Annotated in this window: 26 protein-coding genes and 2 tRNA genes; 25 read left to right on the forward strand and 3 right to left on the reverse strand. The window is 44.0% G+C overall.

Features of this window, described 5'->3' with window-relative positions; all coding sequences use genetic code 11:
- Positions 1-120 precede the first annotated feature (120 nt).
- The 22 genes from rnmV (at position 121) to ACY8DX_RS00330 (ending at position 20,216) form a co-directional block, all read left to right on the forward strand.
- Positions 121-681 carry a ribonuclease M5 gene (gene rnmV, locus ACY8DX_RS00225; RefSeq protein WP_049672617.1) on the forward strand — a complete coding sequence of 187 codons (561 nt, stop codon included), beginning with the start codon at positions 121-123 and terminating at the stop codon, positions 679-681.
- Positions 674-1,567 carry a 16S rRNA (adenine(1518)-N(6)/adenine(1519)-N(6))-dimethyltransferase RsmA gene (rsmA, locus tag ACY8DX_RS00230; protein ID WP_049672616.1) on the forward strand — a complete coding sequence of 298 codons (894 nt, stop codon included), beginning with the start codon at positions 674-676 and terminating at the stop codon, positions 1,565-1,567. The genes rnmV and rsmA overlap by 8 nt, the downstream gene beginning before the upstream one ends.
- Before the next feature lie 129 nt (positions 1,568-1,696).
- Entirely contained in the window at positions 1,697-2,590 is an 894-nt protein-coding gene (gene yabG / locus ACY8DX_RS00235) for a sporulation peptidase YabG (protein ID WP_049672615.1), read from the forward strand.
- 224 nt (positions 2,591-2,814) lie between these two features.
- Positions 2,815-3,072 (forward strand): biofilm formation stimulator Veg, encoded by a 258-nt coding sequence (gene veg, locus ACY8DX_RS00240; protein ID WP_049672614.1) that lies wholly within the window; start codon positions 2,815-2,817, stop codon positions 3,070-3,072.
- Positions 3,073-3,147: 75 nt separating this feature from the next.
- On the forward strand, positions 3,148-3,357 hold the full coding sequence (locus tag ACY8DX_RS00245; protein ID WP_049673087.1) for a small, acid-soluble spore protein, alpha/beta type: 210 nt from the start codon (positions 3,148-3,150) through the stop codon (positions 3,355-3,357).
- Between the two features lie 187 nt (positions 3,358-3,544).
- On the forward strand, positions 3,545-4,414 hold the full coding sequence (gene ispE / locus ACY8DX_RS00250) for a 4-(cytidine 5'-diphospho)-2-C-methyl-D-erythritol kinase (protein ID WP_049672613.1): 870 nt from the start codon (positions 3,545-3,547) through the stop codon (positions 4,412-4,414).
- Positions 4,415-4,467: 53 nt separating this feature from the next.
- Positions 4,468-5,283, forward strand: a complete 816-nt coding sequence (gene purR / locus ACY8DX_RS00255; RefSeq protein ID WP_049672612.1) for a pur operon repressor — start codon at positions 4,468-4,470, stop codon at positions 5,281-5,283.
- A gap of 172 nt (positions 5,284-5,455) precedes the next feature.
- A complete protein-coding gene (gene spoVG / locus ACY8DX_RS00260) occupies positions 5,456-5,749 on the forward strand; it encodes a septation regulator SpoVG (protein ID WP_049672611.1) in 294 nt (97 codons plus the stop codon).
- 203 nt (positions 5,750-5,952) lie between these two features.
- A complete protein-coding gene (gene glmU, locus ACY8DX_RS00265) occupies positions 5,953-7,326 on the forward strand; it encodes a bifunctional UDP-N-acetylglucosamine diphosphorylase/glucosamine-1-phosphate N-acetyltransferase GlmU (RefSeq protein WP_049672610.1) in 1,374 nt (457 codons plus the stop codon).
- A gap of 20 nt (positions 7,327-7,346) precedes the next feature.
- Positions 7,347-8,300 carry a ribose-phosphate diphosphokinase gene (locus ACY8DX_RS00270; protein WP_049672609.1) on the forward strand — a complete coding sequence of 318 codons (954 nt, stop codon included), beginning with the start codon at positions 7,347-7,349 and terminating at the stop codon, positions 8,298-8,300.
- A gap of 218 nt (positions 8,301-8,518) precedes the next feature.
- Positions 8,519-9,127: a 50S ribosomal protein L25/general stress protein Ctc gene (locus ACY8DX_RS00275; RefSeq protein ID WP_049672608.1), complete on the forward strand. Its 609-nt coding sequence runs from the start codon at positions 8,519-8,521 to the stop codon at positions 9,125-9,127.
- A gap of 348 nt (positions 9,128-9,475) precedes the next feature.
- Positions 9,476-10,036 carry an aminoacyl-tRNA hydrolase gene (gene pth / locus ACY8DX_RS00280; RefSeq protein WP_049672607.1) on the forward strand — a complete coding sequence of 187 codons (561 nt, stop codon included), beginning with the start codon at positions 9,476-9,478 and terminating at the stop codon, positions 10,034-10,036.
- A gap of 80 nt (positions 10,037-10,116) precedes the next feature.
- Entirely contained in the window at positions 10,117-10,347 is a 231-nt protein-coding gene (locus ACY8DX_RS00285) for an anti-sigma-F factor Fin (RefSeq protein ID WP_049672606.1), read from the forward strand.
- A 113-nt stretch (positions 10,348-10,460) separates the two neighbouring features.
- On the forward strand, positions 10,461-13,991 hold the full coding sequence (gene mfd, locus ACY8DX_RS00290; protein WP_462406033.1) for a transcription-repair coupling factor: 3,531 nt from the start codon (positions 10,461-10,463) through the stop codon (positions 13,989-13,991).
- A gap of 177 nt (positions 13,992-14,168) precedes the next feature.
- A complete protein-coding gene (gene spoVT, locus ACY8DX_RS00295; RefSeq protein ID WP_049672604.1) occupies positions 14,169-14,705 on the forward strand; it encodes a stage V sporulation protein T in 537 nt (178 codons plus the stop codon).
- Between the two features lie 141 nt (positions 14,706-14,846).
- Entirely contained in the window at positions 14,847-16,451 is a 1,605-nt protein-coding gene (locus ACY8DX_RS00300; RefSeq protein WP_462406034.1) for a putative polysaccharide biosynthesis protein, read from the forward strand.
- An 18-nt stretch (positions 16,452-16,469) separates the two neighbouring features.
- Positions 16,470-17,933, forward strand: a complete 1,464-nt coding sequence (yabN, locus tag ACY8DX_RS00305; RefSeq protein WP_439802644.1) for a bifunctional methyltransferase/pyrophosphohydrolase YabN — start codon at positions 16,470-16,472, stop codon at positions 17,931-17,933.
- 20 nt (positions 17,934-17,953) lie between these two features.
- The gene (locus ACY8DX_RS00310) at positions 17,954-18,214 is read left to right on the forward strand and encodes an RNA-binding S4 domain-containing protein (protein WP_049672601.1); all 261 of its coding nucleotides are present in this window, start codon (positions 17,954-17,956) and stop codon (positions 18,212-18,214) included.
- Between the two features lie 70 nt (positions 18,215-18,284).
- Positions 18,285-18,590, forward strand: coding sequence for a sporulation protein YabP (yabP, locus tag ACY8DX_RS00315; protein ID WP_049672600.1), 306 nt, complete (start codon positions 18,285-18,287; stop codon positions 18,588-18,590).
- Entirely contained in the window at positions 18,587-19,243 is a 657-nt protein-coding gene (gene yabQ, locus ACY8DX_RS00320; RefSeq protein WP_439802643.1) for a spore cortex biosynthesis protein YabQ, read from the forward strand. Before yabP ends, yabQ begins: the two co-directional genes overlap by 4 nt.
- Positions 19,244-19,257: 14 nt before the next feature.
- Positions 19,258-19,632: an FtsB family cell division protein gene (locus ACY8DX_RS00325; RefSeq protein ID WP_049672598.1), complete on the forward strand. Its 375-nt coding sequence runs from the start codon at positions 19,258-19,260 to the stop codon at positions 19,630-19,632.
- Between the two features lie 119 nt (positions 19,633-19,751).
- Positions 19,752-20,216, forward strand: coding sequence for a S1 domain-containing RNA-binding protein (locus tag ACY8DX_RS00330; protein WP_049672597.1), 465 nt, complete (start codon positions 19,752-19,754; stop codon positions 20,214-20,216).
- Between the two features lie 141 nt (positions 20,217-20,357).
- On the opposite strand, the gene ACY8DX_RS00335 is transcribed toward ACY8DX_RS00330, so the two are convergent.
- The 3 genes from ACY8DX_RS00335 to ACY8DX_RS00345 all read right to left on the reverse strand — a co-directional run bounded on the left by ACY8DX_RS00335 (position 20,358) and on the right by ACY8DX_RS00345 (position 20,754).
- A tRNA-Glu gene (locus tag ACY8DX_RS00335) sits at positions 20,358-20,429 on the reverse strand.
- A 13-nt stretch (positions 20,430-20,442) separates the two neighbouring features.
- Positions 20,443-20,519, reverse strand: a tRNA-Met gene (locus ACY8DX_RS00340).
- An 88-nt stretch (positions 20,520-20,607) separates the two neighbouring features.
- Entirely contained in the window at positions 20,608-20,754 is a 147-nt protein-coding gene (locus ACY8DX_RS00345; RefSeq protein WP_197089964.1) for a hypothetical protein, read from the reverse strand.
- A gap of 72 nt (positions 20,755-20,826) precedes the next feature.
- Between ACY8DX_RS00345 and spoIIE the strand changes: the two genes are divergently transcribed.
- From spoIIE to ACY8DX_RS00360, 3 genes are all read left to right on the forward strand, one after another.
- Positions 20,827-23,310, forward strand: a complete 2,484-nt coding sequence (gene spoIIE / locus ACY8DX_RS00350; RefSeq protein ID WP_049672596.1) for a stage II sporulation protein E — start codon at positions 20,827-20,829, stop codon at positions 23,308-23,310.
- An 86-nt stretch (positions 23,311-23,396) separates the two neighbouring features.
- Positions 23,397-24,134: a vWA domain-containing protein gene (locus tag ACY8DX_RS00355; RefSeq protein ID WP_462406035.1), complete on the forward strand. Its 738-nt coding sequence runs from the start codon at positions 23,397-23,399 to the stop codon at positions 24,132-24,134.
- Between the two features lie 19 nt (positions 24,135-24,153).
- The gene (locus ACY8DX_RS00360) at positions 24,154-25,071 is read left to right on the forward strand and encodes a serine/threonine protein kinase (protein ID WP_462406036.1); all 918 of its coding nucleotides are present in this window, start codon (positions 24,154-24,156) and stop codon (positions 25,069-25,071) included.
- Positions 25,072-25,131 lie beyond the last annotated feature (60 nt).

Genomic DNA, 25,131 nt, shown 5'->3' on the forward strand with positions numbered 1-25,131 from the left:
TTTTTGCGTTATAATAAGCAGGATTGCTGCTTAAATTTATGCTATTACATTTATATTACAAAAATAACGTAAATATATCAAATATTAAATGAATAAAAAGAAAGCTTTTTTGGAGGAAAAATGAAAATCAAGGAAATCATTGTGGTAGAAGGGAAAGATGACACGGTTGCCATTAAGCGGGCACTTGATGCAGACACGATTGAAACAAACGGGTCTGCGATTAATGAGGAAACCTTGGATAAAATACGGCTCGCCCAGAAGGTGCGCGGTGTCATCGTCTTCACGGACCCAGATTTTCCTGGGGAGCGGATTCGCCATATCATCACGCAAAACGTACCAGGCTGTCAGCACGCCTTCTTGCCTAAGCATCTGGCCATTCATAAAACGGGCAAGGGACTCGGGGTGGAGCATGCATCACCAGAGGCCATAAGAGAAGCCCTCTCTAATGCCAAGCAGATGGAAGAAGAGCAAGTCGAAGTCATCAGCAAAGAGGATTTGATGATGTTTGGGCTTATTGGGGGCAGTGATTCGGCGGATAAGAGAGAAAGGTTAGGAAAATACCTGAATATCGGGTACGCTAATGGGAAGCAGCTATATGCAAGGCTGAAGATGTTTGGAATCACAAAAGAGGAATTTCTACACGCAATTGAACAGATAAATGGAGTGGAAACAAATGAATAAAGATATCGCTACGCCTATTAAGACGAGGCAAATATTAGAGAAGTATGGCTTTTCCTTTAAGAAAAGCCTCGGACAAAACTTCTTGATCGACACGAATATTCTCCGCAATATTGTGCATCATTCAGGTGTTACAGAGGAGAGCGGCGCCATAGAAATTGGTCCGGGAATTGGAGCTTTGACGGAGCAGCTGGCTAAGTCATGCAAGAAGGTGGTTGCTTTTGAGATTGACCAAAGACTTTTGCCTATCTTAGCGGATACATTATCTGAGTATGAGAATGTGAAGGTCATCCATGAAGATATCCTCAAGGCTGATGTTACACGCGTCATTGGGGAAGAGTTTGCCGGTCAAGTGAAGGATCTGCATGTCGTAGCTAATCTTCCATACTATGTAACAACCCCGATTATCATGAAGCTCTTGGAGGAGAAGCTGCCGCTTAGCGGAATTACGGTCATGCTTCAAAAGGAAGTGGCGGATCGGATGGCGGCAAAACCAGGCTCGAAGGAGTATGGTTCTCTATCGATCGCCGTTCAATATTATACAGAGGCGTCAGTGGCCATGATTGTGCCGAAGACGGTTTTCGTGCCGCAGCCGAATGTCGACTCTGCTGTTATTCATCTGGCTGTCAGGGAAAAGCCGGCAGTGGATGTCAAGGACGAAGATTTCTTCTTTATGGTCACACGGGCGAGCTTTGCCCAGCGGAGGAAAACAATCCTCAATAACCTTACATCACAGCTTCCGGATGGGAAGAGCAAGAAGGAATGGATTGTGAAGAGTTTAGAGGAAAGCGGAATTGAACCAGGCAGACGGGGAGAAACACTTTCTCTTGAGGAATTTGCAGCATTGAGCAATCATCTTCTGCCCCATTTCAAACAAAGTAAGGAATAAGGACAAGACAAGAGCCCAGCTTCTCGAAAGCTGGGCTTTTCTTTGTTTCACCATAATGTCCTATTGTGCATAGCCTATGAAGAAACCATTGGTTACGATATGGTCACCATAGTGTGGAGTGAGGCTTTCATGGTAAGGATAAATGATATCGTCGGCCGAAAGTCATATGAATGTGATATATATTTCCGTGTGATTGATTTTCGCACCCATCAGGGCAGGGATATCGCTGTTTTATATGGAGAAGACATCCGGCTTGTCGCTGATGCTCCAATCGATGACCTTGAGCCCATAGGAGAGGCGAGGCGGGCAGCGAGGGATAGAAGCACGAATATGCTTGTCGACCAATCTAATCACCTGCTGACCCAGGAATTCGAGCGTATGCGGCATAAGAAGGAATATGAATGTACAGAAGGATACCGGCATCAAGCAGATTATTTTCAAATACCCGGGAAGGTGCTCCATCTAGACGGCGATCCCGCTTATTTAAAAAAATGCTTGGAGCTCTATCAGCAAATTGGTATTCCAGTTCACGGGGTCCATTGCCGGGAGAAGGAGATGCCTTATAAGATAGGGGAATTGCTGGACCGGTATAGACCCGATATTCTGGTAATTACCGGACATGACTCCTATTCCAAAACAAAGGGGACTGTGGACGATATCCGTGCTTACAGGCACTCGAAGGATTTTGTTTTGACCGTTAAAGAGGCACGAAAGAAGGTGCACCACCTTGATCAGCTTGTAATCTTTGCCGGGGCCTGCCAATCGCATTTTGAGTCATTGATTGTCGCTGGGGCAAATTTCGCCAGCTCCCCCACACGTGTGAACATCCATGCTTTAGACCCGGTTTACATTGTGGCAAAGGTCAGTTATACATCCTTCATGGATCAGATCAATGTATGGGATGTCGTACGGAATACACTGACAGGGGAACGCGGCCTTGGAGGAGTTGAATCAAAGGGTGCCTTGCGAATTGGGCTGCCATTTCACCCAAAGGAAGACCAAGTGCCTAAGAATGACGTATAAGGAGAGCCGCCCGAACAAAATGGGGCGGCTTATTTATTTTGCTTGATTTGTTAATAACATACATAAGTGGATGTCGAATAGGGTATGTTAAAAGAGAGAAAAAAAGAGAAATTTTTGGGATAAAAAACGTTGACAAACAAATTTAATCACTGATATAATTTATTATTTTGTTTGACCGTCATTTTAAAATGTGCTATACTAAATCTTAGTGAGGTGGACGAAGCATGCCAAAAAGTTTGACTGATATTAAACAAATTTTGGATTCCCATTTGGGGCAGAAGTTGCTACTCAAGGCGAATGGCGGTAGAAGAAAAACTATCGAACGTTCAGGTGTATTAGCTGAGACTTATCCATCGGTGTTCGTTGTCGAATTGGATCAAGACGAGAACTCCTTTGAGCGAGTTTCCTACAGCTATGCAGACGTATTGACAGAAACAGTGGAATTAACATTTACTGAAGAGACATCAGGAAAAATGGCTTAAACGGCAGTGGACAAGCGTCCACTGCTTTTTTACTATAATTTGGTCAACATAAAGAGAAAGCAGCGGGCAAAAGCTATGAGAGCCGCACCTATTAGAAAGGGGCTGTTCGCTTTGGGCAGAAGAAGTATGATGTCTGAACGATTCAAAGAAGAGCTTGCGAAAGAACTCGGGTTTTGGGATGTTGTGCAGAAAGAAGGCTGGGGAGGCATAAAAGCTTCTGACGCGGGAAATATGGTCAAACGGGCCATACAAATCGCCGAGGAGCAATTAGCTAACCGCTCTTAGGAAATACCTTAATACCTGTTCACTTCTAAAACAAACTCGTTTGGTGCGGTGATGCGAGCCCCTGGGATTTTATGTCCTCAGGGGCTTTGCTTTGCTGGGAAATAAAATTTCGTGCGAATAGTGGCGATTGATGCGATGAAAATGTACAATGTGAGGAGGAAACAAAAGGATAAAGTAGGTGAACATAATGAAATGGATGGAGAAAGCACCTGCTAAGATAAACTTGGCGCTGGATGTTTTATATAAGCGGGAGGACGGTTTTCACGAAGTAGAGATGGTGATGACCAATGTTGATTTGGCTGATCGTATCGAGCTTGCAGAGCGAAGCGGAAATACAATCAGGATTAATTCACATAACCGCTTTGTTCCGGATGATAGCAGGAATTTAGCCTATCAGGCTGCTGACTTGCTTAAGAAACGGTTCTCGATTAATACAGGTGTTGATATAACGATTGATAAGCAGATCCCAGTTGCAGCAGGTCTTGCCGGCGGCAGCAGTGATGCAGCAGCCACACTGAGGGGCTTGAACAAAATGTGGAGTCTCGGATTATCCATGGATGAATTAGCAGAAATCGGTTCAGAAATAGGGTCAGACGTTGCCTTCTGCGTACATGGCGGAACAGCTATTGCGAGAGGGCGCGGGGAAAAGATTGAGCATTTGCCCTCCCCTCCAAGCAGTTGGGTCATTCTAGCGAAGCCGACAATTGGTGTTTCCACAGCTGATGTATACCGAAATCTTAAAGTCGATGAGGTTTGCCATCCCAATATTCCGAGCATGGTACAGGCCATCTATGAACACGATTATGATGGTATGTGCAATAATATGGGGAATGTGCTGGAGAGCGTAACATTAGCGATGTATCCAGAGGTCCGGATGATCAAGGAGCAAATGAGCCGTTTCGGTGCTGATGCTGTATTAATGAGCGGGAGCGGCCCAACCGTGTTTGGCCTTGTTGAGCATGATTCCCGTATGCAGCGGGTTTATAACGGATTAAGAGGATTTTGTGACAATGTCTTTGCTGTACGGCTGTTAGGAAATCGGAATGAGGTTGAATAAACACGTACAATAAGATAGAATTACATTAAAATATTCGTGTATGGAGGGTACTTATGAAATTACGCAGGAGTGAACGCTTGGTAGATATGACTACCTATTTAATGGCTCACCCTTCAACGCTCATACCGCTTTCCTTCTTTTCCGAACAATATCAGTCGGCAAAGTCCTCTATTAGTGAGGATTTAGCGATTATTAAGGAGACCCTTGAGTTAAAGGAAAAAGGAACGATCTTGACGGTTCCTGGTGCAGCAGGCGGTGTGAAGTACATTCCTGGTGCGGGGGTTGAAGAGGCAGCTCACATCATTGGTGAATTATGCGAAATGATGGAAACACCGGAAAGACTTCTTCCAGGCGGCTATCTTTATATGACAGATATATTGGGCCAGCCTCGAATCCTTGATAATGTCGGAAAGCTGATTGCTTCCCGGTACAGTGATCAGGAAATTGATGTCATCATGACAGTTGCCACCAAGGGAATCCCAATCGCTTATGCTGTAGCGCGGTATTTAAATGTGCCTGTCGTAATTGTTCGAAGGGATTCGCTAGTGACGGAAGGGCCGACAATCAGCATTAATTATGTGTCGGGCTCATCAAAACGAATCCAAACAATGGTTCTATCGAAAAGAAGCTTGCCGAAGGAAGCCAATGTCTTGATTGTTGATGACTTTATGAAGGCAGGTGGAACCGTCAACGGGATGGTTAATTTGCTTGAAGAGTTTGAAGCGAAAGTAGCAGGTATTGCTGTACTAGTAGAGGCAGAGCATGCAGAGGAACGCTTGGTTGATGAGTATGTATCATTGATGAAGCTATCGGATGTGAATGTGAAAGAGAAAATGATTAAGGTGAACAAAGGAAACTTTTTTGCCTAATCACCCGGATTCTACTAGATGATAGACCTTTTATAGAGCGATTTTACCAACTATATTCTTCCTAAACTAAATTTTTTATCTATTTTTTGAATATTTTTCAATATAAAAGAAGGAAATTAGATAGTTTTGTGGAAATAGTTAGTAATTCGCTTTTATAAAAGGTGGTGACATTATGGAAGTTACTGACGTAAGATTACGCCGTGTAAACACTGATGGCAGGATGAGAGCAATCGCATCCATCACTTTGGATAATGAATTCGTTGTCCATGACATCCGAGTAATTGATGGCAATAATGGTTTGTTCGTTGCTATGCCAAGTAAACGTACACCAGACGGAGAATTCCGTGATATTGCACACCCAATCAATTCTGGTACACGCGGTAAGATTCAGGAAGCCGTTCTTGCCGAATATCATCGTGTAGGTGATGTTGAAGAGGTTGAATTAGAAGGAGCGGGAGCATCCTAATTAAAGAGAGAGAATAGAAGTACTACATCTAAGAGCCGACCATCTGAGAGGCTCTTTTTTATATCCCCAAAAATCCCCCAGTTTAATCAAATCCCCATTCAAGGAATCCAGAAATAAATTGACAGTTTTGCCCTCCCTTCTTGAAAAGAATAATTAGTTCATGTATAGTCTTAAATGGATAAAAAGGTAAACGGAGGGCTATCATGACGAACCGAAATGCAATCATACTGGCGGCGGGAAAAGGCACTCGAATGAAATCGAGTCTTTATAAAGTATTGCATCCCGTTTGCGGCAAGCCGATGGTAGAGCATGTGATTGACAATGTTTCTTCTATTAAGGCTTCTAAGATCGTAACAATTATTGGCCATGGTGCGGAAGATGTTAAAGAAGTAGTAGGTTCAAAGACAGAATATGCCCTGCAGGCAGAACAATTAGGCACAGCTCATGCTGTTATGCAGGCTAAAGATATATTAGGGAATGAAGAAGGAACAACGCTTGTTATTTGCGGAGATACCCCTCTCATTACCGCAGACACACTGGAAGCATTGCTTGATGTGCATGCAGCACAGAAAGCTAAAGCAACTATTCTTACTGCTCGTACGGCTAACCCTGCCGGCTATGGACGCGTAATCCGAAATGCTGAAGGCTTGGTTGAGAAGATTGTTGAGCATAAAGATGCATCCCCAGAGGAGCTGCTTGTTCAAGAAATCAATACAGGCACTTACTGCTTTGATAATAAATTGCTGTTTGAATGTCTGGAGAATGTTTCAAATGAAAATGCTCAGGGCGAATATTATTTGCCGGATGTCATTGAGATATTGAAGCAGCAGGGAGAGATTGTTTCAGCCTTTGAAACACCGAACTTTGATGAAACATTAGGCATCAATGACCGCGTTGCTCTTTCACAGGCAGAAACGATACTCAAGCGTCGAATCAATGAAGGTCATATGAGAAATGGGGTAACGCTCATTGATCCTGACCATACGTATATCCACCCGGATGTGGTCATTGGCCCGGATACGTATGTTTACCCTGGGACAATGATTAAAGGAAAGACAACAATTGGCAGCGAGTGTCATATCGGTCCGAACACAGAAATCAAGGATTGTGATATTAAAGACCGCACAGTGGTTCGCCAGTCGGTCGCTCATGATAGCCAAATAGGTTCAGATGTCCAAATCGGTCCTTTCTCTCATATTCGTCCGCAATCAGCCATTCATGATGAAGCGAAGATCGGCAACTTCGTAGAGCTGAAGAAGGCGACTCTTGGAAAGGGCAGCAAGGCATCCCATTTAAGTTATTTGGGAGATGCTGAAATTGGCGAGCAGGTAAATGTCGGATGCGGAAGTATTACGGTTAACTATGATGGGAAGAATAAATTCTTAACCAGGATAGAAGATGGAGCGTTCATTGGATGCAATTCCAATTTAGTTGCTCCAGTAACCGTAGGAAAGAGTGCATATGTTGCTGCTGGTTCAACCATTACGAAGGATGTTCCGGGAGAGGCGCTATCCGTTGCGCGTGCACGTCAAGTGAATAAAGAAAACTATGTAAATAAGCTAAATATTAATAAATAGTCTTGGAGGCCCATTATAAAATGTCAAATCGATATTTAGATCCCAATCTAAAAGTATTCTCACTCAATTCCAATCCTCAATTAGCGGAGGAAATTGCAAATGTTATTGGCGTTGAACTTGGGAAATGCACAGTATCACAATTCAGCGATGGTGAAGTGCAAATCAATATTGAAGAAAGTATCCGCGGATGTGATGTATTCGTTATCCAATCCACTAGTGCTCCTGTAAATGAACACTTAATGGAATTACTCATCATGATTGATGCGTTGAAGAGAGCATCTGCTAAAACAATCAATATCGTTATGCCTTATTACGGCTATGCTCGTCAAGATCGTAAAGCTAGAGCTCGTGAGCCAATCACAGCTAAATTGGTAGCCAATTTGCTTGAAACAGCAGGGGCTACACGCGTTATTACACTTGACTTGCACGCGCCGCAAATTCAAGGCTTCTTTGATATTCTAATCGACCACTTAATGGGTGTTCCGATTCTTGCGGACTATTTCCAAGCAAAAGAATTGGATGATATTGTTATCGTATCTCCAGACCACGGCGGTGTAACACGTGCGCGTAAGATGGCAGATCGTCTGAAAGCACCGATTGCCATCATCGACAAACGCCGTCCGCGTCCAAATGTAGCTGAAGTTATGAACATTGTTGGTAATATTGAAGGGAAAACAGCCATTTTGATTGATGATATCATCGATACAGCAGGTACGATTACATTGGCTGCCAATGCTCTTAAAGAAAATGGAGCAAAAGAAGTGTATGCTTGCTGTACACACCCTGTTCTCTCTGGTCCTGCCATCGAGAGAATCCAAAACTCCAACATTAAAGAATTGGTTATTACAAACACAATCGCATTGCCAGAAGAAAAGCAAATTGACAAGATCGTCAATCTATCAGTTGCTTCTCTTATCGGTGAAGCCATCATCCGTGTACACGAAGAACAATCTGTAAGTACACTATTCGATTGATCAACTGAAATGGCAATCTCCATACTATACTAAAGAAGCTGAATGGAACCTCCATTCGGCTTCTTTGCATTCATCTAACAGTCCTTACGTCAGAGCATCCGCTTTTCCTATATGGAAAATGATTTAAGAAATCGCCGCGCTATATGTTTATACCTGTCTTAAAGAGGGGATTAGGTATAGGATACTCGTTCAAATAGAAAAAGGATGGTGTAAGTGGTATGGCAATGACATTACAAGCAACTAAAAGGGAAGAGTTCAAACGTTCCTCATTACGAAAGCTTAGAGAAAACGGAAAATTCCCGGCAGTCGTGTATGGAAATAACAAACCGACTTCACCCATATATGTTGATGAGGGCGAATTCCTGAAGGCTATGAAGGAAAGCGGAAGAAATGGTGTACTAGCACTCGACCTCGGCGGTCAAAAGGAAAGTGTGATGCTGGGTGAATACCAGCAAGACAGCATAAAAGGCCATATGATTCACGCTGATTTCTTGGTTGTCAACATGTCCGAGGAACTCGAAGTAGATGTACGTATTGACCTTGTTGGCGAAGCAGCCGGTGTCAAGGAGGGTGGTGTTATTCAGCAATCCTTGCATGAAGTAACCGTGAGTGCGAAACCGAACGAGATTCCTGCCTCTATTGAATATGACATCTCTAATCTGCAAATTGGTGATACCATCATTGTTGCTGATTTGAATCAGGATGGTGACTATACCATCACACAGGATGAGGATGAAGTAATTGCCTCTATCCTTGCTCCTAGAGTTGAAGCTGAAGCTGATGAAGGAGCTGTAGAAGGGGCCCCAGAAGAGGCACCTGCTGAATAACGCATCCGATTATTGTAAGTCAACAAACAGGGTTGCCGGGCATGGGTCTGGCAGCCCTTTTTTATCGGCTAATCCTGTTTTCTGTGGAGTGCGCACTAATAAGGCTGTTCATTCCGCAGAAAATAGGGGTAACCTAGAAGGAGTTAGACCTAAAAGGACAGGTTTCTTATAAAAACCAAGCGATTTAACAAAAATACTTGGTCAAACTCTCCTCAAAACAACATATGTATAGAAAAGATATTCGTAAAACCTAGCGAACAGGCGAACTTTATTTTGCTTAAATCCATAAAAAGTATAAAATATGAAGAGGAAATGAAAAGGGTTTAACCTACAAGGAAGTGTTATACAATGAAATTAATCGTCGGCCTTGGGAATCCAGGGGCAAAATATGAAAGAACACGTCATAATATCGGCTTCATCATTATTGATGCATTGGCTGAGAAATGGAACATCAAATTGAATCAAAGCAAGTATAATGGCTTATACGGAGTAGGCACAGTCGCAGGTGAGAAAGTCGTGCTGCTTAAGCCGTTAACATATATGAACCTCTCAGGTGAGGCTATCGCCCCTTTGGCGAATTTTTACAAAATCGGTCTCGAGGATATTGCCATTATTTATGATGATTTAGATTTACCGAAAGGGAAGATACGGCTGCGACAAAAGGGCAGTGCCGGCGGCCATAACGGTATGAAATCAGCTATCCAGCATCTCGGCGGGGATGGGTTTAACCGGATCCGTGTAGGGATAGGACGGCCGGAGGGAAGAATACCAGTACCTGATTATGTACTGACCAACTTCGGTGAGCAGGAGCAGGCGGTCATGGCTGATGCAATAGGGAAGTCTGTAGAGGCTTGTGAACAATGGCTGAAGGAACCATTCCTCAAGGTGATGAATACGTATAACGGGTAAGCTCGCTTCATATGGCTCGTTCTGAATAAAATCAGGCATAAACGTGAATACTAACAGTATTAGGATGCGGAGGTAAATGAATGGCGCTACACTATTACTGCAGGCATTGCGGGCATGTCTTAGGCAATCTCGAAGAACAGCATAAGGAATATTATCAATCGGTTCTTGAAGTGCTAACAGCCGAGGAAAGAGAAGAGATAATAGGTTATGATGATAATGGAGTTATCCAAATCCGCTCCATCTGTGAATCCTGTCAGGAGGCATTGGAGCAGCAGCCGGATTACCATTTGCTTGATTACCTAATTCAATAAGACAGAGATTTGCTTTGGAAGGCGTACTCCAAAGCGTTTTTCTGTTTCTAAATAAGACCTATACCATCTATCAATCTAACAATATAGAAGACAGTTGAAGGGAGGACAGACAGTTGAAAAGACTACAACAGCTATTATCAACGAATAAAGACATTACCTCTATCCAGGAGGGAATTGAAGCGGGATTGAAGGAGCAGATGATTGCTGGTTTATCGGGCTCAGCACGCTCATTGTTCATGGCCGGATTATATGAGCAAACGAATAGACCGCTGTTGGTTGTGACACCTAATCTTTTGAATGCCCAAAAAATTTACGAGGATTTAACCTCAATATTAGAGAAGGATAAGATCTATCTGTTCCCAGCGAATGAGTTAATTGCTGCGGAGCTGAGTATTGCAAGTCCCGAGCTCCGTACACAAAGGATTGAAACCTTAAATTATCTGTCGAACGGACCGAAAGAGGGCATTATTATTGCGCCTATTTCAGGTATCAAAAAATTACTTCCGCCTGCAGAGGTATGGGCCGAAAGTCAATTAGTGCTGAAGGTTGGCAAGGATATAGAGATTGATAAAGCCTTATCCAAGCTTGTGGCGATTGGTTATACAAGAGCAGATATGGTTACTGCACCCGGTGAGTTTTCTCTCAGGGGTGGAATCATGGATATTTTTCCCCTGACAGAGGAGAATCCTATCCGAATAGAATTATTCGATACCGAAATTGATTCGATTCGAACCTTTTCCGTCGAGGACCAGCGTTCATTAGAAAAAGTGAAGGAAGCAACATTAAGCCCTGTTACAGAAACCATTGTGAGTAAGGCAGGGTTGTTTAAGATTGCTGAACGTCTTGAGGAAGGCTTAGAGAACTCCCTCAAAAAAATGAAGGATAAGCAAGCTAAAGAGAATATGCTCATGCAAATTGAACATGAAATCAGCATGCTTAGAAGCGGGGAAACCTTTGAACATATGGCCCAATACCTTTCCCTTGCCTATGATCAGCCGGCTAGTTTGATAGACTATATTCCTGAATCAAGTGTCGTTATTTTTGATGAGGTCTCAAGAATTCAGGAGATGGGTGACCAGCTAGACAAGGAAGAGGCTGAATACTATACGTCCTTGATAGCTGATGGGAAAATCATCCACGACATCATGCTTTCCCACTCGTTATCATCCCTTATGCAGCGCAGGAGGCACCTGTCTGTTTATTTATCCCTCTTCCTCCGTCACGCAGCCAATACGAGCCCGCAAAATATCGTGAATATATCCTGTAAGCCGATGCAGGATTTCCATGGGCAGATGAATGTATTGAAGGCTGAGTTTGACAGATGGAAAAAGGGTAAATATACCGTTATTCTGATGGGAACAGACCCTGAGCGTGTCAAACGAATTGAGCGCATACTTGATGACTATGATATGCAGGCAGATATTGTCAATGACCAGGACGGTATTAAGGATGGCGCCATTCAAATTATGGAGGGCCAATTGCAGACTGGCTTTGAGCTACCGCTGCAGAAAGCAGCCATTGTCACCGAAAAAGAGCTGTTTAATAAACGTACGCGGAAATCAGTAAGAAGGCAGAAGATGACCAATGCCGAGCGAATCAAGAATTATTCCGAGCTGAAGCCTGGAGACTATGTCGTTCACGTGAATCATGGTATTGGGAAGTTCCTTGGAATTGAGACTTTAGTGATAAACGGCATTCATAAGGATTATCTGCATATCCGTTATCAAGGCAATGACAAGCTTTATGTGCCTGTAGACCAGATAGAGCTCATTCAAAAATATGTGGGTTCTGAGGGTAAAGAGCCTAAAATGTACAAGCTCGGAGGCGCTGAATGGAAGCGTGTCAAGAGCAAGGTTCAATCAACTGTTCAGGATATCGCTGATGATTTAATCAAGCTCTATGCTGAAAGGGAAACAGCAAAAGGCTATGGATTTATGCCAGACGGGGAGATGCAGCGGGATTTCGAGGCCTCCTTCCCTTATAAGGAGACAGAGGATCAGCTGCGCTCCATCGTGGAGATCAAGAAAGATATGGAACGAGAACGGCCGATGGATCGCCTTCTTTGCGGTGATGTTGGCTATGGCAAGACTGAGGTCGCTATTCGTGCGGTCTTTAAAGCCATTGCTGATGGCAAACAGGTGGCCTTCCTTGTGCCGACAACGATTCTTGCCCAACAGCATTATGAGACCATGCGGGAGAGATTTCAGGAATTCCCGATTAATATTGGCTTGTTGAGCCGCTTCCGGACGAGGAAGGAGCAGAATGAAACGATTAAGGGGCTGAAGAATGGCACCGTTGATGTTGTAGTTGGTACTCACCGCCTGCTCTCAAAGGATATTGTGTACCATGATCTTGGGCTTTTGGTGGTGGATGAGGAGCAGCGCTTTGGTGTAACCCATAAGGAAAAGATCAAGAGGCTGAAGACGAATGTGGATGTCCTGACCTTGACAGCTACGCCAATTCCAAGGACGCTGCATATGTCTATGCTGGGGGTACGGGATTTGTCTGTTATAGAGACGCCGCCGGAGAATAGGTTCCCAGTTCAGACCTATGTAATGGAATATAATGCTTTGCTTGCTCGAGAGGCCATTGAGCGTGAGCTTGCTCGCGGTGGGCAGGTCTATTACTTATACAATCGTGTAGAGGATATTGAGCGCAAAGCAGAAGAGCTCGCTATGCTTGTTCCAGATGCCCGCATTGTTGTCGCACATGGAAAAATGACGGAAAGTGAGCTTGAATCTGTCATGTACAGCTTCCTTGAAGGGGAGGCAGATGTGTTGGTAAGTACTACCATTATTGAGACGGGTGTAGACATTCCAAATGTGAATACACTCATTGTTTATGATGCTGATAGAATGGGCTTATCCCAGTTATATCAACTGCGAGGAAGGGTTGGAAGATCCAATCGGGTTGCCTATGCGTATTTCACTTACAGACCGGACAAAGTACTTACTGAGGTTGCAGAGAAGCGCTTGCAGGCAATAAAGGAATTTACAGAGTTGGGTTCAGGCTTTAAAATAGCTATGAGGGATTTGACCATTCGGGGTGCTGGTAATCTATTGGGAGCTGAGCAGCATGGCTTTATCGACTCAGTTGGATTTGACCTTTATTCCCAGATGCTTGCAGAAGCAATTCAGAAACGAAAAGGGGACATAAATAAAGATACCCATAATCCAATTGAAATTGACCTTGAAGTTGATGCCTATATTCCAGATGCTTATATAGCTGATGGAAATCAGAAAATTGAAATGTATAAACGTTTCAGAGCGGTTTCAACAGAAGAGGAGCTCGATGAACTCCGAGATGAAATGCTCGATCGTTTTGGAGAATTCCCAGTAGAAGTTACTTACCTTTTCAAAATTGCCGATATGAAAATTCGGGCGATACGCGCAGGCGTAGAATCAATTAAGCAAGTTAAAGATGAAGTAACCATACTCACCTCCGAAAAATCAAGCAAAGAAATAGACGGACATTTATTGTTTAAGGCTGCCTCTAAGTATGGCCGCATGGTTGGCTTAGGTATGGAAGCCAATTGCTTGAAAATGGTTCTGTATGTAAAGAAGGTTCCGGCAGAGGACTGGCTCAATGCTGCCTTTGAGCTGGTTTCCGAGCTCGAGAAGAACAAAAAGGTAAAGGCAGATTAAACGCCTTTACCCTTTAGTGCTTTACAGGAGAAACCCCCATTAAAAAAGAAATAATTTTCTTAGTGTATAGAAGTTACCATTAGAAAAATACTAAGTGCAAGCATCGGCGGCATTTTCGTCAAATGGCAGCAGGACGTGTCGCAAAAAACAAACCCGATGAAAGAGAGGCAACACAGAATGAAAGCAACAGGTATTGTTCGTCGCATTGATGATCTAGGACGCGTTGTTATTCCTAAAGAAATTCGGAGAACACTCCGAATCCGTGAGGGAGATCCTTTGGAAATTTTTGTGGATAGAGACGGAGAAGTAATCCTTAAAAAATATTCTCCAATCAGTGAGCTTGGAGATTTCTCTAAAGAATATGCGGAAGCATTATATGATAGCCTTGGCAACCCAGTATTAATCTGTGACCGTGATACATACATCGCTGTAGCGGGAGGCTCTAAGAAGGAATTCTTGAACAAGGCAATCAGTGATTCTGTTGAAAAAATCATGGAAGATCGCAACTCTGTACTTATCACTCAAAAAGGAACTGTTTCCTTGGTTGATGGCGCAGATGAAGACGTGGCTTCATACACAATCGCTCCTATCGTAGCGAATGGTGATCCAATCGGTGCCGTTGTTATTTTTGCAAAAGAAGCAACTGTTGGTGAAATCGAATTAAAAGCGATTGAAACAGCTGCAAGCTTCCTTGCAAAACAAATGGAACAATAATTAAGATTATTGTATGATGGGCAATCAAAAGATCTGTTTTGAGTAAAACGGGATCTTTTGATTGCCCTTTTTTTATGGATTCATAAAGGTTTAGGTGTATATGGTATAATACATGAAACAGATTAAAGAGGTGTACGTTTGATGGACAGGGAATATGGGGCATCGCGCACGATTGCGCGAGGAGCAGCCGTCTTGGCGGCCGCAGCCATTTTTGTGAAAGTACTGAGCGCGGTTTATCGTGTTCCCTTTCAGAATATTGCTGGTGATGAGGGATTCTATATTTACCAGCAGGTCTATCCAATCTACGGCATTATCGTTGTTCTGGCTACATACGGATTTCCTGCTGGTATCTCAAGTATGCTGGCATCACAGGATTCTGGAGGAAGGGGAGGTCATAAGCAGCTTATAACCGCTTCTCTCCTTTGGATATCCATATTCGGCTTGCTCGGCTTTACTCTCCTTTATATGGGTGCTGAGGAGATTGCTCTTCTCATGAATGATCTTCAGCTCGTCCCCTTGATACAAGTAGTAGCTGTTTCTATGCTTTTACTTCCGTTGATTTCCTGTGTGAGGGGGCTCTATCAATCGAGCGGGAATATGCTGCCTACAGCATACTCGCAAACAATCGAACAAATTGTCAGGGTGTCGGTCATCTTAATTGGCTCCTTTATCTTAATGGAGAGGGGCTTCTCCCTTTATGCAGTTGGTAGAGGAGCTATGATGGGGTCTGTTTATGGAGGTCTTGCAGCAACGGTCATTTTGCTCTACTTTGTCATAAAAGACCGGGATCGGCATTTTCCGCTGCAATGGCCGTCCTATGAGATATTTCTTCAATCTGGGAGGATTCTCCTGTTTCAAGGGCTGGCGTTTTGTCTAAGTAACATGTATATCCTGATTTTGCAACTCGTAGATTCCTTCCAGCTGTATGCTGCTCTTATCGACCAAGGTATTCTTTCGCAAGATGCCAAGGTGTTAAAAGGTACATATGACAGGGGGCAGCCATTGATCCAAGTTGGGCTGGTCATTACGACCTCTTTGGCTTTATCAATGGTGCCTGTTCTGTCCTCATTGAGAAAACAGAAGGCGGTAGAAGAATTAAAGAGGATGTGCCGGCTTGCAATCAAGGTAAGTGCTGCAATTGGACTTGCAGCAGCAGTTGGGCTTACGGCAATATTAAGCTCGGTGAATGTAATGCTATTTAAGGATGATCAAGGCAGGGATGCGTTAATCATTATTGCCTTCATGATTGTGTTTGCTTCAGTGGCCATCACCTCAGCAACAATTCTGCAGACATTGGGGCGCATAAAGGCCTCTATCATCGTGGTTGGCTTGTCTGTTGGGCTGAAAGCTGTGATGAATCCTCTGTTTATTGCGGATGGAGGCATTGAAGGAGCAGCTTGGTCCAGTTTGGCAGCAACAGCCTTTGGGGCAGCTGCCCTGCTTATCCTGGTTGGCAGGGAGCTATCTGGGGAGATGATAAGCATACGGCAGATGGCGATCACAGCAACAGCCGCACTCGCCATGTTCGGAGCCTTAGCTGGATACACATTCCTCTTCTCTATCATCTTTGAAGGATATTTGGCGTCAAGATGGCTGTCTGCCATTCATGCATTAAGTGCCGTTCTTCTTGGGGTGGTAGTTTATCTCCCAGTTTTGGTTAAAATGAAATTATTCAGCAGGGAAGAGCTATTGTTGATTCCTTTAGGAGACCGGCTGGTCCGGTTGCTGCCGCGTGAGAAAAATTAAGTTAGGAGCACAAGTTTAATGAGTCATCATATTACCATTATTGGTTTGGGAGCGGGAGAGCTTGAACAGCTTCCGCTCGGGATCTACCGGTTGTTAAAGAATACATCCTTATTGTATGTCCGAACAATGGAGCATCCGGTATTGAAGGAGCTTTCTTTAGAGGGACTTTCGATTGAGAGCTTTGATGCTGTCTATGAGAAGCATGACCAATTCGAGGACGTATACGAAGAGATTGCGGAAACGCTATTGCAAAAAGCTTTATCAGAGGATGTCATATATGGGGTTCCGGGTCATCCGTTAATTGCGGAAATGACGGTACAGCTTCTTCTCTCAAAAGGGAGTGAACGGGGGATTGATGTCGTCATCAAGGGAGGACAGAGCTTCCTTGACCCTATGTTTACAGCGATTAAGGTTGACCCAGTAGAGGGCTTCCAGTTTCTTGATGGCACGAGCCTGTCTGTTATAGATCTGAATACGCGTCAGCATATCATCATCAGTCAGGTGTATGATGCTTTTATCGCCTCAGAGGTAAAGCTGACGCTGATGGAACGTTATCCGGATAATCATCAAGTATGCCTTGTAACAGGAGCCGGCATGAGCTCGGAACAGGTAAAATGGCTGCCGCTATATGAATTAGACCGGGAGATGGAGCTGAGCAATCTGACATCAGTCTATGTGTCGCCGTTGTCTGCTCCTGAGCAGCAATTTAAGGAGTTCTGGAAGCTTAGGGAGATCATTGACCGCCTCAGGGCTCCGGATGGCTGTCCATGGGACCGTGCCCAGACACATATTACCTTGAAGAAATATTTAATAGAGGAAGCCTATGAGCTCATAAATGCCATCGACCAGGACGATATAGATAATATCATTGAGGAGCTGGGCGATGTTCTTCTTCAAGTAATGCTCCATGCAAAAATCGGCGAGGATGACGGCTTCTTCTCGATTGATGATGTGATTGAGTCCATCTCTGATAAGATGGTCAGAAGGCATCCGCATGTCTTCGGAGATGCTTCCGCCCATACGCCGGAGGATGTGGAGAAGACATGGCAGGAGGTAAAGAAAACTGAAAAGGATGAGAAGGAGTCCTTGTTTAATGGTTTGAATGAGAGCCTTCCGAAGCTCATGCAGGCAGAGGAGATTCAGAAGCGTGCGTCCAAGGTAGGATTTGACTGGGATGATGTCAGCCCTGCCTGGGAGAAGGTTCTGGAGGAACTGCAAGAGTTCAAGTCAGAGCTTGACCACCCAGAGCGCAATCTGGTTAAAATGGCAGATGAGTTCGGAGATGTCCTTTTTGCCTGTGTTAATGTGGCAAGGCTTGCGGGCATTGACCCTGAGCTTGCCTTGCATGGGACAAATAATAAGTTCCGAAACCGTTTTGAGTTTGTGGAACGCTGTGTAAGGGAATCAGGAAAAGGCTGGTCAGATTTCAGCCTGGCTGAGCTTGACCATTTCTGGGATCAAGCCAAGCAGCAGGGGATATAAAGAGTTAGGAGGAAACAACAATGAGGCTGGATAAATTCTTGAAGGTGTCACGAATCATTAAAAGACGCTCTGTGGCAAAGGAAGTGGCCGACCAAGGGCGTATTAAAATAAATGGAAAAGAATCGAAAGCTTCTGCTGATGTGAAGGTCGGTGATACACTTGAAATTCGCTTTGGCCAAAAGGTCCTTACGGCAAAGGTAGAGAAATTAGTAGAGACAACGAAAAAAGACGAGGCTGCCGGAATGTATTCCATTATCGGTGAGGAGCGGATTACCGAGTAAGAGAAGCTTGGTCTAATTTATCCCGATTTATCATACACTTTTACAAAATGTTTGATAATGGGGGATAAGAATGAGCCAATATTATGAATCAAATCAAGCAGGCAAAAATGCCGCACCTGACCATGATATAAGCATGAAGGGCCGCAAGCTTTTGGATATAACAGGCGTCAAGCAAGTGGAGAGCTTTGATAATGAGGAATTCTTGCTTGAGACTGTTATGGGCTTCTTGGCAGTTAGAGGCCAAAATCTCCAAATGAAGAACCTCGATGTCGATAAGGGAATTGTCTCTATTAAGGGAAAGGTATATGAAATTACCTATCTTGATGAGAACGGCGGGGAGAAAGCTAAAGGGTTCTTTGGCAAGTTGTTCAAATGAGTCTTGATACCCAATTTGTGACGCTCTTGTCCATGATTGCAATGGGCTTGAGCTTTGGGGCGGCCTTTGACACGTATAATCGATTCCTGAAAAGGGCGAAGAGAGCCCTTTGGATCGTGTTCATTCATGATGTCTTATTCTGGTGTATGCAGGCACTGTTGATTTTCTTTGTTCTTTTTAAAGCTAATGCAGGTGAATGGCGCTTCTATATTGTACTGGCTCTCTTGTGCGGCTATTCAGCCTATCAGGCCCTATTCAAAGGGTTATATAAAAAAGTGCTCGAGGGAGCGATTCATCTTGTGCTTGAGACGATTCATTTCTTTGTTCGTTTAGGGGACATGCTGTTGCTCAAGCCAGTGAAGGGAATAATCATGCTATTGGCCGGGACCGTTCTCTTCATCTTGAAAATGGCAGCAAAATTAGCGAATGGAATATTTATGCTTGCTTTGATGATTTTAAAGGCCTTATTATCAATAGTAAGAGTAGTATGCTGGCCGTTGTTCCGTTTGGCCGCAATTATATGGAGAATCATGCCTATGGTCCTGCGCCGGCCGTGTGAAAAGTTTTTTTCAAAAATGGCAGGGATTATCGCGGGTATGAAGAATAGTATCATTGTATTCTATGATAGGTGGATAAACAGGTCATCTGAATGAAGGAGGACAAGGAAATGGGTGCGCTTGATAAGAAAAAGAAAAATATCTCTCAAATCGACTCACCATATGTTCAATATCAAGAGAAACGGACCCAGTCCTTTGAGCGGAAGAGATTGGGACTGGCAAGAAGACTGATGTTCTTCATGCTTTTTGCCGTTATTTCAACCGGCATTGTTTTGGCTACGCTCTATTCTCAGAAATCTGCCCTGAAGGACAAAGAGGCCCAAAAGCAAGAGCTTAAGGAGCAATTATCCAGTTTGCAGAAGGAAGAGGAACAATTGAAGGAAGAAATCATAAGGCTGAATGATGATGAATACATCGCGAAGCTTGCCCGTAAGGAGTATTTCCTTTCGGATGACGGTGAGATTATTTTCAACCTTCCAGAATAATGAAGGGTCACGAAATTACCCTCACGTTGACACGAATTTTTTACAGGGATTATAATATATAGGGAAGTATTTCTATACTCTATTATTTTTTTAATTTCTTAAGGAGGAGCATTTTTTTTATGTCAATCGAAGTAGGCAGCAAGTTACAAGGTAAGGTAACAGGAATTACCCATTTCGGAGCGTTTGTTGAGCTGCCCGAAGGTTCAACAGGATTAGTCCACATTAGTGAAGTGGCTGATAACTATGTTAAAGATATCAACGATCACCTTAAAGTGGGTGACCAAGTTGAAGTAAAAGTCATCAACGTCGAAAAGGACGGAAAAATTGGTCTATCCATCAAGAAGGCTGTTGAGAAGAAAGAAAGCGAAGCACCATCTTCTTATCAGCAACGTCCAAGAAGAAACAACGACTTCCGTGGCGGACGCGGTGATAACCGCGGTGGAAGAGGAAATGATTCTAGACCGCCACGCGAGAATTTTGAACAAAAAATGGCCCGCTTCTTAAAAGATAGTGAAGAGCGTATGTCATCTCTTAAACGGAATACAGAATCCAAACGAGGTGGCAGAGGAGGAAGACGCGGCTAAACCTTGCTGCTGAAACAAACTGGCAATTTTATATAACAGACCGGCTGATTAGCCGGTCTGTTTTTGTATACACAGGAGATTTGGTGAAAGGCGCACAAAAAAGCCGAGGAACGCATTCCTCGGCTTTTATCTATATAAAAATGACCCCTACGGGATTCGAACCCGTGTTACCGCCGTGAAAGGGCGGTGTCTTAACCGCTTGACCAAGGGGCCATGTATAAAAAATTGGTAGCGGCGGAGGGGATCGAACCCCCGACCTTACGGGTATGAACCGTACGCTCTAGCCAGCTGAGCTACACCGCCATATTTTTAAACACAAAAAGTATCTTACAATCTTCCTGTCTCTTTGTCAACGATTTAAAAATTATCCGCAATTATCAGATTATTACAGTTAAATTAATGGCAAATTCTTGCCTGTTCCCTTCATTCTTACACATCTTTCAAGCAAAAGATGATCATTGCCCGTCAACGGCACATGCTTTATGTTTGGTTTTGCCCATTCGCAAGGAATGCCGTCGAAGACTTTTTCTCTCTCCATCCTTCAATATGACAAATTAATGAGCTTGTCCACTCTATAATGAGAGACATCACTAGTTAGGGGAGTGAAACAATGAGTAAAGTAGAAAACAATCAAATGCTTGGATCAGTAACAGATGTTCAATATAATCCTGAGAAGTGGAATCCGGTTAATCTTATTGGCAAATATACGGCCAAAGTTGAAGATATATTCATTAGACAGGGGTATATACTCGTTGTTCTGGGCTTCCTGCTGGGGAGGGCGCTCATTCTCTCTCAGCTTACCCCATTCTCGCTGCCGTTCTTTGCGGCGGTTTACATGATGAAAAGAGAGCGATCACCGCTTGTGATGGTGTCGGCCATCGGAGGAGCATTAACGGTATCCTGGACAGCTGGATTAAGCCTGTTCGCCTCCTGTGCTTTATTTCTCCTTCTTTATAAGCTGCGTCAGCCCTCGGTGGAGAACCAATTTAAACTGGTCGGCGTTTATGTCCTCATAGCCCTCGGCATCTCAAGTGCGACAGAACGGTATTTAAAATATATGAAGTTTGAAATCTACGACGCCATGATGGTTGGAGTAGAGGCAGGACTTGCACTGATCTTAACGTTAATCTTTATTCAATGTATACCCTTGATTTCCGTTCATAAGAGACCGCAATCCTTAAAAACGGAGGAAGTGATCAGCCTGATTATCATGCTGGCCTCCGTTATGACGGGAACGATTGGGTGGGCAATCTATGATGTGTCACTTGATCATATTCTGAGCCGGTATCTCGTCTTATTGTTTGCTGTCTCTGGCGGGGCATCCATAGGGTCGACTGTCGGCGTCGTGACTGGGCTTATCTTCAGTCTGGCTAATTTGTCTAGTCTATTTCAGATGAGTCTGCTCGCCTTTTCCGGACTTCTGGGAGGCTTATTAAAGGAAGGGAGAAAAATCGGCGTATCCTTAGGACTAATCATTGCGACGCTGCTAATAGGCCTATATGGTGAGGGCTCGCAAAACATATCCATAACCCTATATGAATCACTCATTGCTATTAGTTTATTTCTGCTTACCCCTGCCTCTATTATTGAGCGGGTCGCAAAGCATATACCCGGAACGGTCGAGCATGCCAATGAGCAGCAGCAATATGTCAGGAAGGTGCGAGATGTGACTGCCCAGCGGGTGAATCAGTTTTCATCCGTGTTTCTTGCATTATCTAATAGCTTCTCGAAAATGGAGGCGGAGACAACAAAAGAGGAGGATAGGGAGCGCGATATGGACTACTTCCTCAGCAATGTCACAGAAAAGACATGCCAAACATGCTTTAAGAAGGATTATTGCTGGGCGAAGAATTTCGATTACACATATGGGATGATGAGTGATTTAGTCCAAGATCTTGAAGAAGAGCCGGCTCAAGTCTCGCAGCAGACGGCGCGGGAATGGAAGAAGTTCTGCACGCGGTATGACAAGGTGACAGAAGCGATGCTTCAGGAGATATCCTATTTCAATGCCAATCAGAAGCTGAAGAAGCAGGTGAAGGAGAGCAGGAGGCTGGTTGCAGATCAGCTTCAAGGTGTTTCGAAGGTAATGGAGGACTTCGCTAAGGAAATTACTAAGGAACGCGAGAATCTTCATATCCATGAGGAGCAATTAATGGACTCCATTCGATCATTCGGATTGGACATCCACCAAATGGAAATTTATTCTCTTGAACAGGGGAATATTGACATAGATATGCAGCTCAGTGATAACAAAGGAAGTGAAGTGGGAGAGAAACTGATTGCACCGATGCTATCCGACATATTGGGCGAACATATTATTATGCATAAGGAGGAAAAGGGGCCTTTCCAAAGAGGGATTTGCCGGCTGACTTTCCGTTCGGCAAAACGATATGCAGTTGTGACAGGAGTGGCTCACGCGGCAAAAGGAGGCGGGCTCGTATCCGGAGACAGCTATAAAATGATTGATATTGGAAAAGGGAAATATGCCATTGCCATAAGTGACGGCATGGGTAATGGCCAGAGGGCACATAATGAGAGTACGGAAACCCTGCAGCTTTTACAAACCATTCTTGAATCAGGCATTGAAGAAAAGGTGGCGATTAAATCCATCAATTCCATCCTTTCATTACGGACGACAGATGAAATCTTCTCGACGCTGGATTTGGCCATGATTGATTTGCAGGATGCAAATATTAAATTTCTAAAGGTCGGTTCCACGCCGAGTTTCATTAAACGAGGACAGCAAGTGACGAAAATACAATCGAATAATTTGCCGATAGGCATTATTAAAGAATTTGACGTAGATGTCGTGAATGAACAGCTGAAGGCAGGCGATCTGCTTGTCATGATGAGTGATGGTATTTTCGAAGGGCCGAAGCATGTAGAGAATTACGAAGCATGGATGAACAGGAAAATACGAGAAATCAAGACAGAGGACCCTCAAGAGGTGGCAGACATTATATTGGAGGAGGTTATTCGAACAAGCTCTGGCCGAATAGAGGATGATATGACAATTGTTGTTGCCCAAATAAAGCATAATATACCGAAGTGGTCCAGCATCCCTATGGGAATGCGGAGAAAAAAGGCGCAATAGTCCCTGAAAATCCCTTCAAAGACCGTATAAAGCGCCATTTAATAGGCGAAGATGATGATAACATACGAGTATTGGAGGGTAATGGGATGAAGACAGGTACAGTGAAGCAGATTCTCCTGCTGACGGATGGCTGCTCTAATCAGGGGGAGAATCCAGCGGCCATGGCAGCTTTGGCACGGGAGGAAGGATTGGTTGTCAATGTGATTGGTGTGATGAGCAAGGATATCGTTGATGAACGGGCGATGGGTGAAATTGAACAGATTGCCATTGCCGGCGGCGGAATTCATCAAATTGTCTATGCTGAACAGCTATCTCAAACCGTGCAAATGGTCACAAGGAAAGCTATGAATGAAACCATTCAGGGGGTAGTCAATAAAGAGCTTCAGCAGATTCTTGGGAATCAGGTAACGCTAGAGGAGCTGCCTCCTGAAAAGCGGGGAGAAATCATGGAGGTTGTTGAGGACCTTGGTGAAACAGTAAGAATGGAAGTTCTTGTTCTGGTTGATACGAGCGCAAGCATGAAGCATAAGCTTCCCACGGTCAAGGAAGCGCTGATTGACCTATCGATCAGTCTAAATGCCCGGAGCGGCGATAATCAGTTTGCCGTTTACATATTTCCCGGGAAAAGGGCAGAAGCGGAATTAGTGCTTGATTGGTCACCAAGAGTAGAATCACTATCCAAGATATTCGAAAAGCTAACAACAGGCGGAATCACACCGACCGGCCCTGCTATTAGGGAAGCAATTAGGCACTTTAAAGACAAATCATCTTTAAGGAGATTGGTGAACGAAGATGACGAGTCATACCGCGAAGAGACCATGTAGTTTCCAGATAGGGACTTTCATGACGGGCAAATGGCACCATAACCGCTACGAGTTGCGAAAGGAATTAGGATATGGGGCCAATGGAATTGTTTACCTGGCCCAATCTGTGCGAGGAACTGTCGCAGTAAAGTTCAGTGATAACAATGCCACGATTGCCTCTGAAGTGAATGTATTAAAATCATTTGCAAAGGCCCAAGGGGATTCCCTCGGGCCTTCTTTAATAGATGTAGATGACTATGTAGTAAATGGCAAGATCTATCCTTTTTATGTGATGGAATTTATACAAGGGGATTCCCTCCTGGCATTCCTGAGAAAGCGGGGGAATGAATGGCTGAATGTCCTCTCCTTGCAGCTGCTTACCCAGCTGGAGAAATTGCATCAGCTAGGGTGGGTCTTTGGTGACTTGAAGCCGGAGAATTTGATTATTCAATGGCCCGAACAAAGAATCCGCTTTATTGATGTCGGCGGAACAACTCTGCAGGGCAGAGCAATTAAGGAATATACGGAATACTTTGATCGGGGATATTGGGGTCTTGGCGGAAGAAGGGCTGAACCGTCCTATGATTTATTCTCCTTAGCCATGATTATGATGACTGCAGCTTACGGAGGAAGAGTGCCAAAGAGAGAGGGCGGTCTAAAGGAGCTTCGCGAGAGAGTCAAGGACAAGAAAGAGCTCGCTGTAATCGAGCCTGTTCTCATGAAGGCATTTGCTGGCAAGTATGCGAGTGCTGGAGAGATGAAACGAGAGTTGGCAGCATATATGCAACGCCAGTCAAATAGGAGAAAGCATAGCGCGGTACAAACGAGCCGTATGCAAATGAGAAATGCTAAAGGCAAGAGTGGTCGTCGTAAGGGTGGGCGAATAGCAGAGACCTTGTTTCTCATTCTTCTTGTCACACTGTTATACGCAATCTATATGTTGGGGCTTGTTGTATAAGTTTATTATTTAAACAAATAATAAAGTGGAGTTTCTTGCCTGTTCATAAAGGAAAGTTTT

The organism is Gracilibacillus sp. Marseille-QA3620 (assembly GCF_054950035.1).